The organism is Dyella humicola, from assembly GCF_026283945.1.
GTDB classification, from domain to species: domain Bacteria; phylum Pseudomonadota; class Gammaproteobacteria; order Xanthomonadales; family Rhodanobacteraceae; genus Dyella; species Dyella humicola.
Genome location: NZ_JAPDPC010000001.1, coordinates 81320 through 97148, shown reverse-complemented (window position 1 = coordinate 97148; position 15829 = coordinate 81320). Strand labels below are relative to the sequence as shown.

Below are 15829 nucleotides of genomic sequence, written 5' to 3'. Positions count from 1 at the left end.
GCAATTTGCGCGCTGAGGTAAAAGTCATGTCCGTCTTGTCCATTCTCGAATTTCCCGATCCCCGGCTGCGCACGAAGGCCGAGCCCGTGCGCGTGTTCGACGCCGCGCTGAAGCAGTTCGTGGCCGATATGTTCGAGACCATGTACGCCGCCAACGGCGTGGGCCTTGCCGCCACCCAGGTCAACGTGCACCAGCGCGTACTGGTCGCCGACATGAGCGACGAGCGCAACCAGTCGCTGGCGCTGATCAACGCCGAGATCGTCGAGAAGGATGGCGCCCAGGTCTACCAGGAAGGCTGCCTGTCGTTCCCCGGCATCTATGCCGACGTCACCCGCGCCCTCAAGGTAAAGGTGAAGGCGCAGGACGTGGACGGCAACGAGATCGTGGTCGAGGCCGAAGGTCCGCTCGCCGTATGCATCCAGCATGAGATGGATCATCTGGCCGGCAAGGTCTTCGTGGATTACCTGTCGCCATTGAAGCGTTCGTTGCTGCTCAAGCGCATGGACAAGCAGCGCAAGCAGGCGGCCAGCGCTTGAGCCACGGCAAATTCCGCATCGTTTTTGCCGGTACTCCCGACTTCTCCGTTCCCTGTCTTGAGGCCTGCCGCAGCAGCGGCGCCGAGGTGGTGGCGGTCTATACCCAACCCGATCGTCCGGCCGGCCGCGGCCGCAAGCTGACGCCCAGCCCGGTCAAGCAGGCGGCGTTGGCGGCTGGCCTTCCGGTGCAACAGCCCGAGTCACTGAAGCCCGCCGAGGTCCAGGCCACGCTGGCCGCCTATGCCGCGGACCTTATGGTGGTGGTGGCCTACGGCCTGATCCTGCCGCGCAAGGTGCTGGCGATGCCGCGCCTGGGTTGCTGGAACGTGCATGCCAGTCTGCTGCCGCGCTGGCGCGGCGCCGCCCCGATCCAGCGCGCGATCCTGGCCGGGGATGCCGAGAGCGGTGTCGACCTGATGCAGATGGAGGCTGGTCTCGACACCGGGCCGGTGCTGCTGCAGCGACGCACGCCGATCAGCCGCGAGGACACCGGCGGCACGCTGCACGATCGTCTCTCCGCGCTCGGCGCCGAGGTGCTGGCCGAGGGGCTGAACCGGGTGATGGCCGGCGTATCCCTGCTGGCGCACGCACAGTCGGAAGAGGGCGTGACTTACGCCCACAAGCTCGACAAGGCCGAGGCGCGGCTGGATTTCAGCCGAGCTGCGATCGAGCTGGAGCGCCAGGTGCGCGCCTTCGATCCGTGGCCAGTCGCCGAGGGCGAAGTCGCCGGCGAAACCTTGCGCATTTGGGCCGCGCAGGCCAGCGACCGCGAACACGCCGCCGCACCCGGCAGCGTGTTGAGCGCGGGCCGCGACGGCATCGAGATCGCTTGCGGCCAGGGCGCCCTGCACATCACGGCGCTGCAGCGCGCCGGCGGCAAGCGTATCGGCGCCGTCGACTACCTCAACGCACGCCCCGAACTGCGGCGCGCTTAAGCATGAGCCAGGACACCCGCGCCCTCGCCGCCCAGGCCCTTGCCGAGGTCGCTCTTCGCGGCGCCTCCCTGCGCGACGCCATGGAGCGCTACGCGCCGCGACTTGCCGACTCTCGCGATCGCGCCCTGTTGATGGCCCTGCTGAGCGATGGCGCGCGCTGGTGGCTGCGTTTCGACGCGGCGATCGACCGCCTGCTCGAAAAACCGCTGCGCCAGAAGGAACCCGCCATCCACGCCTTGCTGGTGCTCGGCCTGGTGCAGCTGGAAGTGCTGGAACTTCCTGACTACGCCGCCGTCGCCGCCACCGTGCAGGCAACGCGCACCTTGCAACGCCCCCGCATGTCCGGGCTGGTCAACGCCGTACTGCGGCGCTGGCAGCGAGAGCGTGTCGAACTGCTTGCCGCACTCGACGCGAAAGCGCAGACGCGCCATGCGCATCCGGCGTGGCTCGCCAAGGCGATCACGCGCGATTGGCCGGAACAGGCCGACGCCGTCATGGCCGCCGACAACCTCGAACCGTCGCTGATGTTGCGCGTCAATCGCCGACGTGCGGGGCGCGACACGGTTATCGAACATCTTCGTTCGGGCGGCTATACGGCTGAGCCGCATGCCTGGTTGTCCGACGCCATCGTATTGCCGCACAGCACCGATGTGACTCGCATGCCCGGCTTTGCCGCTGGCGAATTTGCCGTGCAGGACGGCGCGGCGCAGATTGCCGCCGATCTCGCCGACATTCGTGACGGACAACGCGTGCTCGACGCCTGCGCCGCGCCGGGCGGAAAGGCGTGTCACTTGCTGGAGCGGGCGGAACTTGCGCTCACGGCGTTGGAGTTCGATCCGAAACGCGTCCCGCGCATCCAGCAGAATCTCGACCGCCTTGGCCTGCAGGCCGGCATCGTCAGCGGCGATGCCGGGCAACCCGCCGACTGGTGGGATGGCAAGCCGTTCGATCGCATCCTGATCGACGCGCCCTGCTCGGCCACCGGCGTCTTGCGCCGTCGCCCGGATGTGCGACTGCATCGGCGTGAAAGCGATATCGCCCCCATGGTGGCGCAGCAGCGCCGCATTCTCACCGCGCTATGGCCACTGCTCGCGCCCGGTGGTCGGCTCGTCTATGTCACCTGCTCGCTGCTACGCGCTGAAAACGAGGCCGTGGTGGGCGAGTGGCTGGAGTCGCAGGCGGATGCCCGCGTCGTCGCGTTCACCCTGCCCGTCGGCCAGGCCGCCGGCGTGGGCTGGCAGGTGTTGCCGGGCGATGGCGATCTGGACGGCATGTTCTATGCCGTGCTCGAAAAGGCCTGACGCAGGATAATCACGCGCTCGCACTCACGCCGGCCCTTCGACACGGCCTCCGGAATCATCCACCGCTGGCGACGCGGCACGGCCGTACCGGGACCCATTCATGCCTGTTTCTACGCAAGCAACCACCGAGGAGCGCCGCCGGTTCTGGCTGCTGTTGCTGTTCGCTGTTGTCCTGATCGGCGTGGGTATCGGCCTGCGCGATCCCTGGCCATCGGACGAACCCCGCTTCACCTTGGCCGCCAAGCAGATGGTGGAAAGCGGCGACTGGCTATTCCCGCATCGCGGCAGCGAACTGTATTCGGATAAGCCGCCCATGCTGATGTGGACGGAAGCGGCGAGCTACGTGATGACCCGCAGCTGGCGCGTCGCCTTCCTGCTGCCCTCGCTGTTGGCGGCACTGGGCACGCTGCTGCTGGTCTACGACCTGGGGCGCCGCCTGTGGCACAGACAGGTCGGGCTGTATGCCGCAGCGGCGCTGCTGATCACGTTCCAGTTCGTCTACCAGACCAAGCGCGCACAGATCGACCCGCTGGTGATGTTCTTCATCACCGCGGCGAACTGGGGTCTGCTGGTGCATACGCTGAAGGGCCCGAACTGGCGTGCTTACTGGTTCGGCTGCTTCTGCGCCGGCCTTGGCGTGATCACCAAGGGCGTCGGCATGCTCTCGCTGCTGTTGCTGATCCCCTATGCCGTCGCCGCGCGCTGGCAATGGGATGGCGTGTCACGCATGGGGCCGGGTGCGTGGTGGCGTTGGCCATTGGGACTGCTCGCGCTGCTCGCGGCAATCGCCCTCTGGCTGGTACCGATGCTGCTGGGTGCACACACACACGCGAACGATCCTACCTACGCCGCCTACGTAAACGACATCCTGTTTCATCAGACGGCCGGCCGCTATGGCAAGTCGTGGGATCACCATCACCCTGCGCTGTTCTATATCCCGATCGTCCTGTTCTCCTGGTTGCCGCTGTCGCTGACCTATCCGGGCACCTTGCCGCGTTGGTGGCGGGCGCTCAAGGCCAAGGACGCGCGCATCCTGCTGCCCCTGTGCTGGATCCTGCTGGTGCTGGTGTTCTTCTCGATACCGAAGGGCAAGCGCGACGTCTACATCATGCCGGCCGTGCCGATGCTGGCGCTGATCACGGCGCCGTATCTCGACGAGCTGCTGCAGAAGCGCTGGCTACGGGCGGCGGGACTCTTGTTCATCGGGGTCTTGGGACTGGCCATGCTGGCGGTGGGCGGCGCGGCCTTGGTCGCGCACCCGAAGTTCGCCAGCAACTTTGCCACCACGCGAGGCTTCGACGAAGGCGGCCACGCCTTGTGGTGGATGTTGGTGGTGATCGGCGCAGCGCAGCTGCTGGCGATTGCCACCTGGCGCATGCGCCGCGGCGTGCTCGCGGTCGCCAGCGGCATGACCGTCATGTGGCTGGTATGGAGCCTGTGGGCGTATCCGCTGCTCAACGATTCCAGCTCCGCCGCCGGCCTGATGCAGGAAGTGCGCGATCGGCTGGCAGCGGGCGACGAACTTGGCCTGGTCGCGTGGAAGGAACAGAACTTGCTGATGCTCGATCGCCCGGCCATGGACTTCGGCTTTACCCGGCCCTGGCACGAGCAATACGCCGCCGCGATCCAATGGCAGGCGCAGGATCCGGCGCACCGCTGGCTATTCGCGCTGGATCCGGTACTGGGCAACTGCGTCGACCGCGGCAAGGCGGTGAGCCTGGGTCACGCGAACCGTCGCGAATGGTGGCTGTTCAAGGCGGATGCGGTGACGCCGGGCTGCCTGCCGGACAATGGTGTTGACGGCACAGCGGCATCCGCCGAGGAATAGGGGCGCCCGGTAGCTCCCGTCAGGCTTGTCGCCACTCGAGCAGCTGGCGATAAACCGCCTCGGTCCGTTGCACGAACAGCGGCAGGCCGAAATCGCGTTCGGCATGCTGGCGCGCCGCCCGTCCCATGCAGGCGAACTCATCTCGCTGCTCGAGCAAGCGCCGCACGGCTGCAGCGATGGCCGCCCGGTCACGCACCGGCACCAGCCAGCCGTCCACCTCGGCATCAATGTTCTCGGGTAGTCCGGCATAGTCCGTGAGCAACACGGGCTTGCCCATCGCCATCATCTCGCGGCAGGCAAACGAGATGGTCTCCACGTCGTACGACAGCACGAAGCCGACATCGAGAGCAGCGACCAGCGGGCGCGGATCGGTCAGCACGCCGGGAAACACCACCTGCTCGTCCAGCCCTAGCGCGCTGACCCGCTGGCGCTCCTCCGTGGTGGGCGGCACGCCGGCAATCGGTATCCGCAACCGTCGACGGATATCCTCGGGCAGCGAGGCCACCGCCTCGAGCAGATCCATCCAACCCTTGTAGCTTGCGGTACCCGCATTGCTGCCGAGCAGGAACACCGTGGCGTCGCCGCCATCCCAGCGGCGGCGTTCCGCGGCGGCGGCATCCGCAGCCCAGGGCTTCCAACGCTCGATATCGACGCCGTTGTAGACCGTATCGATGCGGCAACGCCGGTAGGCCGTGCGCATCAGTTCGCGGCGCGTGTATTCGCACACGGCAATCACCTGGTCGGTCTGTCGCGCGCGCAGCCATGCACCCACGCCACGCACCCGCTTGGAGTTGTGCTTGGTCCAGACCAGGGCGGGGCGCGCAGCCGGCATGGCCGACAACACCAGCCGATGGTCGGCCGACCCGTTCACATGGACCAGGTCGAAGGCATGCGTGCGCAGGTAGTGCTTCAGTTGCGCCCGCGCATGGCGGCGTGCCCGCCATCGATTCAGGCCATTTGGAAACGGCTGATCGAGCACGAACACACCAGGCAGGGTTCGTGCCTCGCGATTCAAACGGCTGCCGGGCGGTGCAGCCACGTGAACTTCATGGCGTAGCGCCAGCGCCGCGGCGAGTTCACGGATATAGGTAGTGTGGCCGCCGCCGTCGCCGGCATGGAAGTTGGTGAAAAGAAGCTTCAAACCGGTGCCTCGATGGCGACAGAGAGCCCTTCGAAAGGGCTTGCGACGGATGAACCCAGCCTCGCCGAATGGGCAGCACGGGGCTCTTTTTCCCCATAGAATGTCATAGCTTGTGCGGCAATATCCCTATAGCCGCCGGCCGGGGACATAACGGAATGCCGAAGTGAAACCTGGTTCGCGCTGGTGCGGCCAAGGCCTGCTTGTACGCCGCAAGCCGAATAATGAAGAGGATTTGATGAACCAGGTTCCACGTGCCCGCCAGGCTTTTAGCGCCCGCACTATCGCGGCAACTTTGTTGCTCGCGCTGCTGCCGATCTCGTTCGCGGTGCCAGTCAAGCTCAAGGTGGTGCCGATCGCCTTGCTGTTCTTCTACGGCATCGGCCTCCTGATAGCCGATAGGGATGTGCGAGCCAACTACATGGCAGCCAGGGCGGTGGTACTGGTCTGCGCATTGAGCATGCTCTATGCGATCGGCAACATCCTGGGGCATCGCCTCGGGTGGGGCGAGCTGGACCTGCCTTCGCACATCCTGGCCTTCCTGGCGATTGCCGCGGTCTTTGCGCGTTCCATCCATGTGCGCTGGTTCTGGCTGGGACTCAGCCTTGGCGCCGCCGCACTCGGACTGGTGTGCATCTATCAGCACTACATCCAGGGCGCTCCCCGGGCTACCGGGCTGGATGGCGCCGACTGGGGCGTCATCGAGCTGGCCATGTTCATACTCGTCCTGTCGCTGAGCGCCGTGGTGCAGATGCTACGTCCGCAGCTTTCCTGGCCGGAGCGCGCGCTCCATGCGGCCTGCGCTGTGCTGGGCAGTTTCGGCGCCCTGCTTACGCAAAGCCGCGGACCGCTGCTGGCTTGCGCACCGGTCTTCCTGCTGGTTGTACTGCTACATGTCGTGCGCACGAAACAGTGGCGTGATGCCCTGATCGTGCTTGGCGGCGCCGTGGCCATCGCGGCCGTTTCCGTGGTGTTCCTGCGTGGCGAGATCATGCAGCGCTTTACTGCCATCGGCCATGAAGTGACGACATACCGCGCCGAGGACAGCCAGGGCGCCGTCCGCGAGCGGATAGAAATGTGGCGCGTCGCCAGCCGCGCGTTTATGGAGCACCCCGTGGCCGGCGTGGGCATCGACCAGTTCGGCAAGTACACCCAGACCCTGGTAAGCAAGGGGCTGGCGAGTGAAAGCATCGCGAGATACACGCATCCGCATAGCGAATACCTTGATGCGGCCGTCTGCGGCGGCGTGCCTGGGCTGATCGTCCTGCTGCTGCTATTGGGCGTTCCCATGGTGTTTTTTGCCCGCCGGGTGTTCGACCCGTGCGACATCGTGGCCACGACGGCAACCATCGGCCTGCTCACGGTGAGCATGTACGCGCTATGCGGCTTTACGGACAATGTGTTGTATCGACCCATGCCACATTCGCTGTTCTTCTTCCTGACCCTGGGCATGGCGGTATTGGCAAGTCGCCTGCAGCGTGAGCGGGCGCTGCGCGAGATCGCCGCAACATGAGCACCGCCCCCCGGCTATTCCATCGCTGACGCCATGGCCCGCATCAACCTCATCGCCTGGGACAACAACCGCGGACTCAGCCACGATATCCGTCTGCTGACGGAGGCCCTGCGCAATCTCGGTCACGAGGTGAGCTTCACGGCGGTGGGGCCGCCGCGCCAGCGCCGCTGGTGGAAGTCGCTGACGCAGCACCTGCGGCTATTCGCGCAACGGCTGCAGGGCAGCCGCGAGTTTCGCTACGACCTGAGCATCACCTTGGAGCACGTGTGCCCGGACCATTTGGGCTTGGCGCGCCGTAATGCCTTCATCCCGAACCCCGAATGGTTTTCCAAACGGGATCGCCGGCACCTGGGCAAGTTCGATGCCGTGTTCACCAAGACCCAGGCGGCGACGGCACTGTTCGACCGCCTTGGCGCACCGGCCATTCATATAGGCTTTCAGAGCACCGACTGCTATCAGCCTGGCGTCGCGCGGCAACCCACCTTCCTGCACCTGGCGGGCGCCAGCCGCATGAAGGGCACGGAGCGGCTGCTGGCCGCATGGCGGCGGCACCCCGAATGGCCGATGCTGCATGTATTGCAGGCGCCCGGCGCGGCCGACGACTCAAACAGTACGACGAGCAATATCGAACACCGGCGAGAATACGTGGCTGATATTGCAGAGATTCGCGCGCTGCAAAACACCCATGTATTCCAGCTGTGCCTTTCGGAAACCGAAGGCTGGGGTCATTACATCGCCGAGGCGCTGAGTTGCGCGGCCGTGGTGCTGACCTGCGACGCGCCACCGATGAACGAGCTGGTCACTGCCGAGCGTGGCATCACGGTGGCCGCGAGCGCGGGCGAGCCGCTCAATCTTGCCACCCGCTATCTGTTCGATGCGCCCGCGCTGGAACAGGCCGTGGAGCGCTGCATAAGCATGCAGCGCTCCGAATGGGAGCACCGGGGAAGACTGGCCCGCGCCTGGTATCTGCAGAACCAGCATGGTTTTGAATCACGGCTCGACGCAGCCCTGCAGAAAGTGCTTTAGCCGGAAGCGACGCTTCACGTGCGGGCCGGGCCCATTGGTCTCCCGCCCATCACAGGCTCTAGAATCCCGCTCATGCCTACCCTTCCGATTACCCTCGTCGTCATTACCTACAATGAGGCGAACAACATTGCGCGTTGTCTCGACAGTGTGCCGTTCGCCGCCGAAAAGCTGGTAATCGACAGCGGCAGCACCGACGACACCGTCGCCATCGCGCAAGCGCATGGTGCCAGGGTGGTCCATCAGGACTGGCTGGGCTTTGGCCCGCAGCGCAATTTCGCCACGACTCAGTGCAACCACGAATGGATTCTGGCGCTGGATGCGGACGAGTACCTGTCACCCGCGCTTTGCGCCGAGCTGGAACAACGCCTGCCGGGATTGATGGCCAGTAAGATCTGCGCCGCCTATCTGCGCCGTGCGACCATTTTCATGGGTGCACCCATGCGCTGGTACCTGCCTGCGATGGGCGAGAAGATGGCACGCCTGTTCCATCGCGAACGGGCGCGCTGGGCCGATGTGCGCGTGCATGAGTCGCTGCGCTTCGACGGGCCCTCGGTGACGTTGAAGGCGGCCTTCAACCACGAGAACAACCCCAGCCTGCCCGAGAAGCAGATCAAGGTGCTGCGTTACGCCGAATTGAAATGCCGTGACTGGCTGGAGAAGAACAAGCCGCTGCGCCTGTGGGAGATGCCGTTCGTCTACCCGTTCACGTTTATCAAGGACTACTTTCTGCGGCTGGCCTGTCTGGACGGCTGGCGCGGCTTCGTCGTGGCCGAGACCGCCGCCTCGTATGCCGTCTACAAGCGCATGCGTTATTACGAAATGAAATGCAATCCTGGCTCGGTCGAGAACGCAGCCGAAGCACTGACACGTCATGGTATCGATCGCTGAAGCATGAGCAGGCAGCACTATCTTTTATATGGCTCGGAGCGCTACGCGCTGGCCATTCTGCGCCCGATCCAGGAGGCGATACGCGCGCGCGGGGACGATGCGGCATGGTTCTTCGATGGCCCTGGTGCGGAAGATCTGGTGGAAGGCGAAACGCTGCTGACCGTCGCTGAAGTACGGCGCTGGAAACCGCTGGCGGTCATCACGTCCAGCAACGCCGTGCCGCATTTTTTCCCGGGCGTGAAAGTGGAAACCTTCCATGGTTTCGACGCCGGCAAGCCGCGGCATATCTATGTGCGCGGTTTCTTCGACCTGTACTGCACGACCGGGCCGCGCGACACCGCCAAGTTCAAGGACATTGCCGACCGGGTCGGCCACTTCACGGTGATCGAAACGGGCTTTCCCAAGCTCGACCCCTTCATGAAGGAGATCAGCGGGCCGCTGCCGCCAGTGCGCAAGCCGCCGGTAATCCTCTATCACTCCACCTTCTCACCTTCCTGGAGCGCCGCCGAGACGCTATACGACGAGGTGAAGCGACTGTCGCGCGATGGACGCTGGCACTGGATCGTCACCTTCCATCCGAAGATGAATCCGGAAACCACGGCGCGCTACAAGGCACTGCAGAACGAATTCCTCAGCTTCGCCGAGAACGACAACATCCTCGAGCTGTTCCCCCAGGTGGACATGATGTGCTCGGACACCTCGTCCGCGCTCAATGAGTTCCTGCTGACCGGCAAGCCGGTAGTGACGTTCAAGAATCGCCGACCCGGACCGCAGCTGATCGATATCCAGGAGGCGTCGCAGTTCGAGCCGGCGATCGAGCGTGCGCTGGCGCGGCCCGCGGAGCTGATGCAGGCGATCGGCGAGTACGGCGATGCCATCCATCCCTACCGCGATGGCCACTCCAGCGAACGCGTGCTGCAGGCCATCGACACCTTTATCGCGATGGGCGGGCGCAACCGGCGCCGCAAGCCGTGGAATTTCTGGCGCAAACTCAAGATCCGCCGGCGCATCGGATACTGGGGTCCGGCCTGATATCGCCCGACCAGGGGTCGGCCCGTATCATGGGCTAAGGCTGGCTCGGGCTAGAATCGCCCCACGTTCACCAAGAGGAATGCCCGTGGCATCCAGCAGCTACAGCCGTTCCGAACATCTCCGGTCACTCTGGCCATGGCTGCCCTTGTGGACGCTGGCTGCGTTGCTGGCGATCTTCTCGCATGGCCCGATGCCGCTGTACTCCACTCGCACCCTCGCCGTGGCCTGGGAAATGTGGAACCACCAGCACTGGCTGGTACCGCATATCAATGGCACGCCATATAGCGAGAAGGTGCCGCTGCTGTTCTGGATGATCCATGCCGGCTGGCTCGTGTTCGGCGTCAACGACATCTGGCCGCGCGTACTCGAAGTGATCTTCGGCGGCGCCCAGCTGGTGCTGGTATCGGTGCTCGCGCAGCGCCTGTTCCCCAACCGCCCGTGGGTGGCCAAGGGTGCGCCGTGGATCCTGCTGGCGCTGGGCTATGCGTTCCTGTTCGGCCTGCAGATCATGTACGAGGTACTGCTGGCGGTATGGGTGCTGGCGGCGCTGCTGTGCCTTACGCCCAAGGCACATCGCGCCGAGCCACGCTGGCTGCTGTTCGGCCTGTGCGTAGGCGCCGGCCTGCTGACCAAGGGCCCGGTGATGCTGCTGCACGTCGCGTTCCCCTGGTTGCTGGGGCCGCTATGGAATGACTGGGCTCGCGACAACCGCGCCCGCTGGTATGGCCGCGGCCTGCTGTCCGTGCTGCTCGGCGGCACGCTGCTGCTGGCCTGGGCGCTGCCCGCCGGCTTCAGTGGTGGCGAAGCCTATCGCCAGCGCCTGTTCTTCACCCAGACCGCCGGACGCGTGGTGGACGCGTTCGACCACGCGCGCCCGTTCTGGTGGTACCTGCCTGCGATTCCCGGACTGCTGTTCCCATTCAGCGGCTGGCCGCGGGCCTGGGCTGCGCTGATCACGCTGCGTCGCCCGCTGGATATGGGCCTGCGCTTCTCGCTGTGCTGGCTGCTGCCGGTGATGCTGGCGTTCTCGTTCATCAGCGGCAAGCAGCTGTATTACCCGCTGCCGGAATACGCCGGCGCGGCGCTATTGGTCGCCGGCGCCATCGCCGTGCTGCGCGACCAGCGCCCGGCATTGGCCACGAATCCCTGGCTGGGTACCTGGCCCCTGGGCGTGGGCGGCATCCTGTTCGGCGCCTTCCTGTTCGCCCTGCCCGTGCTGGTGGCGCACAACGATCTGCATGGCGAATGGTTCGACAGCTCGCAGCGCTACAGCCGCTTTTTCAGCGTGGTATTCGTGCTGCTGGGCGCACTGCTGTTGCTGCGTGGCCGCGGCGAAGTGCGCCGCCTGGCGTTCGCGGGCCTGGTCGGCACGCTGGCGCTCAATACGCTGTTCACCCTGACCACCTGGCAGAACTTCGACCTGCGCCCGTCGGCGCATCTGCTCGGCGCGGCCGATGCCGATGGGCGGGCGATCGGTTACCTGGGCACGTACGAAGGCCAGTTCCATTTCGAGGGGCGCATCAACCGACCGATCGCGCGCCTGAGCGAAGGCGAGTCGCTGCAGCAGTTTGCCCGTGAACATCCCGATGGCCTGATTGTGGCGAATCCAGAGAAACTCGAGGCCAGCGACCTGCGCTATCCGCTGCTGGTGCAGCCGTTCCGTTCGAGCTGGATCGTCATCTGGCCGGCCACCTCGCTGGCCCAGTTGCGCGCTGGCCAAGTCCCGCCGGAGCCGTCGCATCCGACCCGGGTCTATCAGGTCGACGAGTGGCGCTTCCGCTCCATGCAGTGATGAACGCCTCCCTGATCGCCAACCTGCGCGCACAATGCGGCGGCCCTCGCGACGGCGCGCTGTTGCGTTTCTCCCTCGGCAACGCGTTGCTCGGGGCCGGCGACGCCCACGGCGCGGCGGAGGAACTGCGGCAGGCGGTAACCTTTGATCCAGCCTATTCGGCCGCCTGGAAGCTGCTCGGCAAAGCCTGCCTGGCGCTGGGCGACCAGGCCGGTGCGGCAGCGGCATGGCAACAGGGCATCCAGGTCGCGCAGGCGCGTGGCGACAAGCAGGCCGAGAAGGAAATGACGGTGTTCCTGCGCAGGTTGGAGCGGCCCGCGCCCTGAATCAGGCTCAGCGTTTCTGCACGTCGTATGGGCTAGTCCGGTCGTTGGCCGTGTAGCGCTTGTAGTGCCACTGGTACTGGGCGAAGGCGAGCTCGACGCAGTTTTCGACGCCACGATTGAGCGCGGGGCAGGCCACGGCAAGGTCGGCGTCAGCCAGTCCTTCCGGCGCGGGTAACAGGTGGATGCGATAGCCCTCGCCGTTGGGCAGCCGCTCGGCAAACGCGAACAGCACGGTGGCCCCGGTACGCGCGGCCAGACGCGGCAGCAGCACCATGGTCAGTGCTTCACGGCCGAAGAACGGCGCGAATTCGCCATCACCCTCTCGTGGTTTCTGGTCCGGCAGGATGCCCACCGTGCCTCCGGCCGCGAGCCGCTTGTACAGCGTGCGCACGCCAGCACCTTCGGCTCGCACCTGCTCCGGCGCCAGCCCACCGCGCACCTTGCGCAGCAAGGCTTCCACCGCTGCGATACGCGGGGGCCGATAAAGTATCGCCATCGGGGTCTTGCGACACAGCCAGTAGTTGAGCAATTCCCAGCAGCCCAGATGGGGAGCCGCGATGATCACGCCCTTGCCGGCCGCCAGGGCTGCATCGAACAACGCCTCACCACGCACCTCGCGCACCATCTCCAGCGTGCGCTCGGCATCGCTGCCCCAAATCTTGGCGATCTCGGTGGCCGACTTGCCGCTTTCCATCATCGCCACACGCAGCAGCTCGGCATGCGCCGCATCACCCTGGCCCGGGCGGGCAATGCGCAGGTTCACCGACGTGTTGTGTGCGGTGCGGCTGCCGCACCATAGCGAGAATCGGCCGATACCCGCACCGATGCCATGCAGCACGCGTAGCGGAAGCAGGCCAAACAGACGCAGGAGCAGATAGATGAGATAGATGTCGGGTCGCATGAGCGGCGCAGTGTAACCGTCCCGCGTGCCCACGCGGCTTGACGCCGGTCGTGCGGGGACCAACGACAGGCCGTAAACTTATTTCATCGCCATCTGCTGACCCCCCATGATCGCCCTGATCCAGCGCGTCCTCTCCGCCCGCGTCGATGTCGCCCATGCCGATGGAGAACAGCAAACCGTAGGAGCCATCGGGCCAGGCTTGCTCGCCCTGGTAGCCGTGCAACCCGGCGACGACGAACCCCGTACCAGGCGCATGCTGGAACGGCTGCTCGGCTACCGCGTGTTCTCCGACGAACAAGGCCGCATGAACCGTTCGCTGACCGATACCGGCGGCGACTTGCTGCTGGTCAGCCAGTTCACGCTTGCTGCCGACACCCGTTCGGGCATGCGCCCCAGCTTCACCAGCGCCGCGGCGCCGGAGGAAGGTCGACGCTGGTTCGAGCGTCTGGTGGAACTGGCGCAGGCGGCGCACCCGAGGGTGGAAATTGGCCGTTTTGGTGCCCATATGGTGGTTCACCTGGTCAACGATGGGCCGGTGACGTTCTGGCTGGAGACGCCATGAGCAGCCTCATCAGGGCACGCATCGCAACTTCGACAAAGTCACCGCAAGATGCCTATTTGGCGCGATTTTTGCGTGTCGGTGTTCGCATGTCTTTCACTTGAAAACTGGTCAAAAAAGCATCACATGGGTATACTGATCGGTTCCTGCATACGCGGCGGTAGGTATGAATAGCAAAGCTCCCGAGCAACAATCGGAAATCAAGGCGCTCATCTCCAAGGGTTTGGAGCAGGGCTACCTGACCTACGCCGAGATTAACGATCACCTGCCCGACGACATCGTCGATCCGGAGCAGATCGAAGACATCATGGCGGTGCTCAAGGGCGTCGGCATTGAAGTGCACGACGCTGCACCGGATGCCGATCCGCTCTCGGACACCGCGCCGGGCACCGGCACCGATGACGAAGCCGCCGCTGAAGAAGCGGTCGCGCTGTTGTCGGCCGTCGACTCCGAAGTGGGACGCACCACCGACCCCGTCCGCATGTATATGCGTGAGATGGGTACGGTCGAGCTGCTGACCCGCGAAGGCGAAATCGCCATCGCCAAGCGCATCGAGGAAGGCCTGGGCCAGGTGCAGACCGCGCTTGCCAGCTTCCCGCTGACCATCCAGCTGCTGCTGGAAGAGTACGACCAGCATCTGGACGGCAAGCGTCGCCTGAGCGAAATCCTGGCTGGCTTTGCCGACCTGGAAGAGGCTGCCGACGCGGCCCAGGCTGCCGCGGCCGAAGCGGAAGTCGATGCCGACGTCGAAGTCGACGAGGAAGAAGACGCCGACGCCGAGGACGAGGAAGCCGGCCCGACCGGTCCGGATCCGGAAGAGGTCAAGCGCCGCATGGAACTGCTGCGCGACTACTACGGCAAGTTCCAGAAGGCGGCCCCCAAGGCCACCGACATCACCGACAAGAAGATCGTCAAGCTGCGCGACCAGATGGCTGAGGAATTCCTCAAGCTCAAGCTGCCGTCCGCGCTGATCGACGGCTTCGTGCGCAAGCTGCGCGAAGTGGTGAACGACATCCGTCACCACGAGCGCGTGCTGATGGACATCTTCGTCAAGCACGTGAAGATGCCCAAGGCCGAGTTCCTCAAGACCTTCCCGAGCAACGAAGGCAACCTCGAGTGGGCGGCCGAGCTGGGTCGCAAGCGCCAGAAGTGGTCGCCGAACATCAAGGGCTTCAAGGAAGTGATTGACGCCGAGCAGGAAAAGCTCGCCTCGATCGAGCGCCAGCTGTTCCTGCCGCTGACCGATATCAAGGAAATCAACCGCACGATGTCGATCGGTGAGGCCAAGGCCCGCCGCGCGAAGAAGGAAATGGTCGAGGCCAACCTGCGCCTGGTCATCTCCATCGCCAAGAAGTACACCAACCGCGGCCTGCAGTTCCTCGACCTGATCCAGGAAGGCAACATCGGCCTGATGAAGGCGGTGGACAAGTTCGAATACCGTCGCGGCTACAAGTTCTCGACCTACGCCACGTGGTGGATCCGCCAGGCCATCACGCGCTCGATCGCCGACCAGGCACGCACCATCCGTATCCCGGTGCACATGATCGAGACGATCAACAAGTTGAATCGCATTTCCCGCCAGATGCTGCAGCAGTTCGGCCGTGAGCCGACGCCGGAAGAACTGGCCAAGGAAATGGAGATGCCCGAGGACAAGATCCGCAAGGTGCTCAAGATCGCGAAAGAACCGATCTCGATGGAAACCCCGATCGGCGACGACGAGGATTCGCATCTGGGCGATTTCATCGAGGACACCAACGCCAGCTCGCCGGTCGAATCGGCGACGGAAACGGGCCTGATGGAAACCGTGCGTGACGTGCTGGCCGGGCTCACCCCGCGCGAAGCCAAGGTGCTGCGCATGCGCTTCGGCATCGACATGAACACCGACCACACCCTCGAGGAAGTCGGCAAGCAGTTCGATGTCACCCGCGAGCGCATTCGCCAGATCGAGGCGAAGGCGCTGCGCAAGCTGCGTCACCCGAGCCGTTCGGAACAGCTGCGTTCGTTCCTCGACATCGACTGATCAGCGTCGAATCGTGCAAGACAAAAAGCCCCGC

Annotated in this window: 14 protein-coding genes; 12 read left to right on the top strand and 2 right to left on the bottom strand. The window is 65.0% G+C overall.

Features of this window, described 5'->3' with window-relative positions:
* Positions 1-26: 26 nt before the first annotated feature.
* From def to OUZ30_RS00400, 4 genes are all read left to right on the top strand, one after another.
* On the top strand, positions 27-536 hold the full coding sequence (gene def, locus OUZ30_RS00415; protein WP_266180179.1) for a peptide deformylase: 510 nt from the start codon (positions 27-29) through the stop codon (positions 534-536).
* A complete protein-coding gene (gene fmt, locus OUZ30_RS00410; protein WP_266180178.1) occupies positions 533-1471 on the top strand; it encodes a methionyl-tRNA formyltransferase in 939 nt (312 codons plus the stop codon). Before def ends, fmt begins: the two co-directional genes overlap by 4 nt.
* Positions 1472-1473: 2 nt before the next feature.
* Positions 1474-2772: a 16S rRNA (cytosine(967)-C(5))-methyltransferase RsmB gene (rsmB, locus tag OUZ30_RS00405; protein WP_266180177.1), complete on the top strand. Its 1299-nt coding sequence runs from the start codon at positions 1474-1476 to the stop codon at positions 2770-2772.
* Between the two features lie 100 nt (positions 2773-2872).
* Positions 2873-4600 carry an ArnT family glycosyltransferase gene (locus tag OUZ30_RS00400; protein WP_266180176.1) on the top strand — a complete coding sequence of 576 codons (1728 nt, stop codon included), beginning with the start codon at positions 2873-2875 and terminating at the stop codon, positions 4598-4600.
* Positions 4601-4619: 19 nt separating this feature from the next.
* Here the strand turns inward: OUZ30_RS00400 and OUZ30_RS00395 are convergent, their stop codons facing one another.
* A complete protein-coding gene (locus OUZ30_RS00395) occupies positions 4620-5741 on the bottom strand; it encodes a glycosyltransferase family 4 protein (protein ID WP_266180175.1) in 1122 nt (373 codons plus the stop codon).
* Positions 5742-5976: 235 nt separating this feature from the next.
* Between OUZ30_RS00395 and OUZ30_RS00390 the strand changes: the two genes are divergently transcribed.
* The 6 genes from OUZ30_RS00390 (at position 5977) to OUZ30_RS00365 (ending at position 12315) form a co-directional block, all read left to right on the top strand.
* Positions 5977-7251, top strand: coding sequence for an O-antigen ligase family protein (locus OUZ30_RS00390; protein ID WP_266180174.1), 1275 nt, complete (start codon positions 5977-5979; stop codon positions 7249-7251).
* Positions 7252-7284: 33 nt separating this feature from the next.
* The gene (locus tag OUZ30_RS00385; protein ID WP_266180173.1) at positions 7285-8277 is read left to right on the top strand and encodes a glycosyltransferase family protein; all 993 of its coding nucleotides are present in this window, start codon (positions 7285-7287) and stop codon (positions 8275-8277) included.
* 72 nt (positions 8278-8349) lie between these two features.
* Complete coding sequence (locus OUZ30_RS00380; protein ID WP_266180172.1) at positions 8350-9165, top strand: glycosyltransferase family 2 protein; 816 nt, start codon at positions 8350-8352, stop codon at positions 9163-9165.
* Between the two features lie 3 nt (positions 9166-9168).
* Positions 9169-10197, top strand: coding sequence for a CDP-glycerol glycerophosphotransferase family protein (locus OUZ30_RS00375; RefSeq protein ID WP_266180171.1), 1029 nt, complete (start codon positions 9169-9171; stop codon positions 10195-10197).
* An 85-nt stretch (positions 10198-10282) separates the two neighbouring features.
* Positions 10283-11989: an ArnT family glycosyltransferase gene (locus tag OUZ30_RS00370; protein WP_266180170.1), complete on the top strand. Its 1707-nt coding sequence runs from the start codon at positions 10283-10285 to the stop codon at positions 11987-11989.
* Positions 11989-12315 (top strand): hypothetical protein, encoded by a 327-nt coding sequence (locus OUZ30_RS00365; protein WP_266180169.1) that lies wholly within the window; start codon positions 11989-11991, stop codon positions 12313-12315. The genes OUZ30_RS00370 and OUZ30_RS00365 overlap by 1 nt, the downstream gene beginning before the upstream one ends.
* Before the next feature lie 7 nt (positions 12316-12322).
* Here OUZ30_RS00365 and OUZ30_RS00360 read toward each other — a convergent pair whose 3' ends face one another.
* Entirely contained in the window at positions 12323-13216 is an 894-nt protein-coding gene (locus OUZ30_RS00360) for an LpxL/LpxP family acyltransferase (protein WP_266180168.1), read from the bottom strand.
* Positions 13217-13322: 106 nt separating this feature from the next.
* Here OUZ30_RS00360 and dtd point away from each other — a divergent pair, with 106 nt between their 5' ends.
* Positions 13323-13778: a D-aminoacyl-tRNA deacylase gene (gene dtd, locus OUZ30_RS00355; RefSeq protein WP_266180167.1), complete on the top strand. Its 456-nt coding sequence runs from the start codon at positions 13323-13325 to the stop codon at positions 13776-13778.
* A 163-nt stretch (positions 13779-13941) separates the two neighbouring features.
* The gene (rpoD, locus tag OUZ30_RS00350) at positions 13942-15795 is read left to right on the top strand and encodes an RNA polymerase sigma factor RpoD (protein ID WP_266180166.1); all 1854 of its coding nucleotides are present in this window, start codon (positions 13942-13944) and stop codon (positions 15793-15795) included.
* Positions 15796-15829 lie beyond the last annotated feature (34 nt).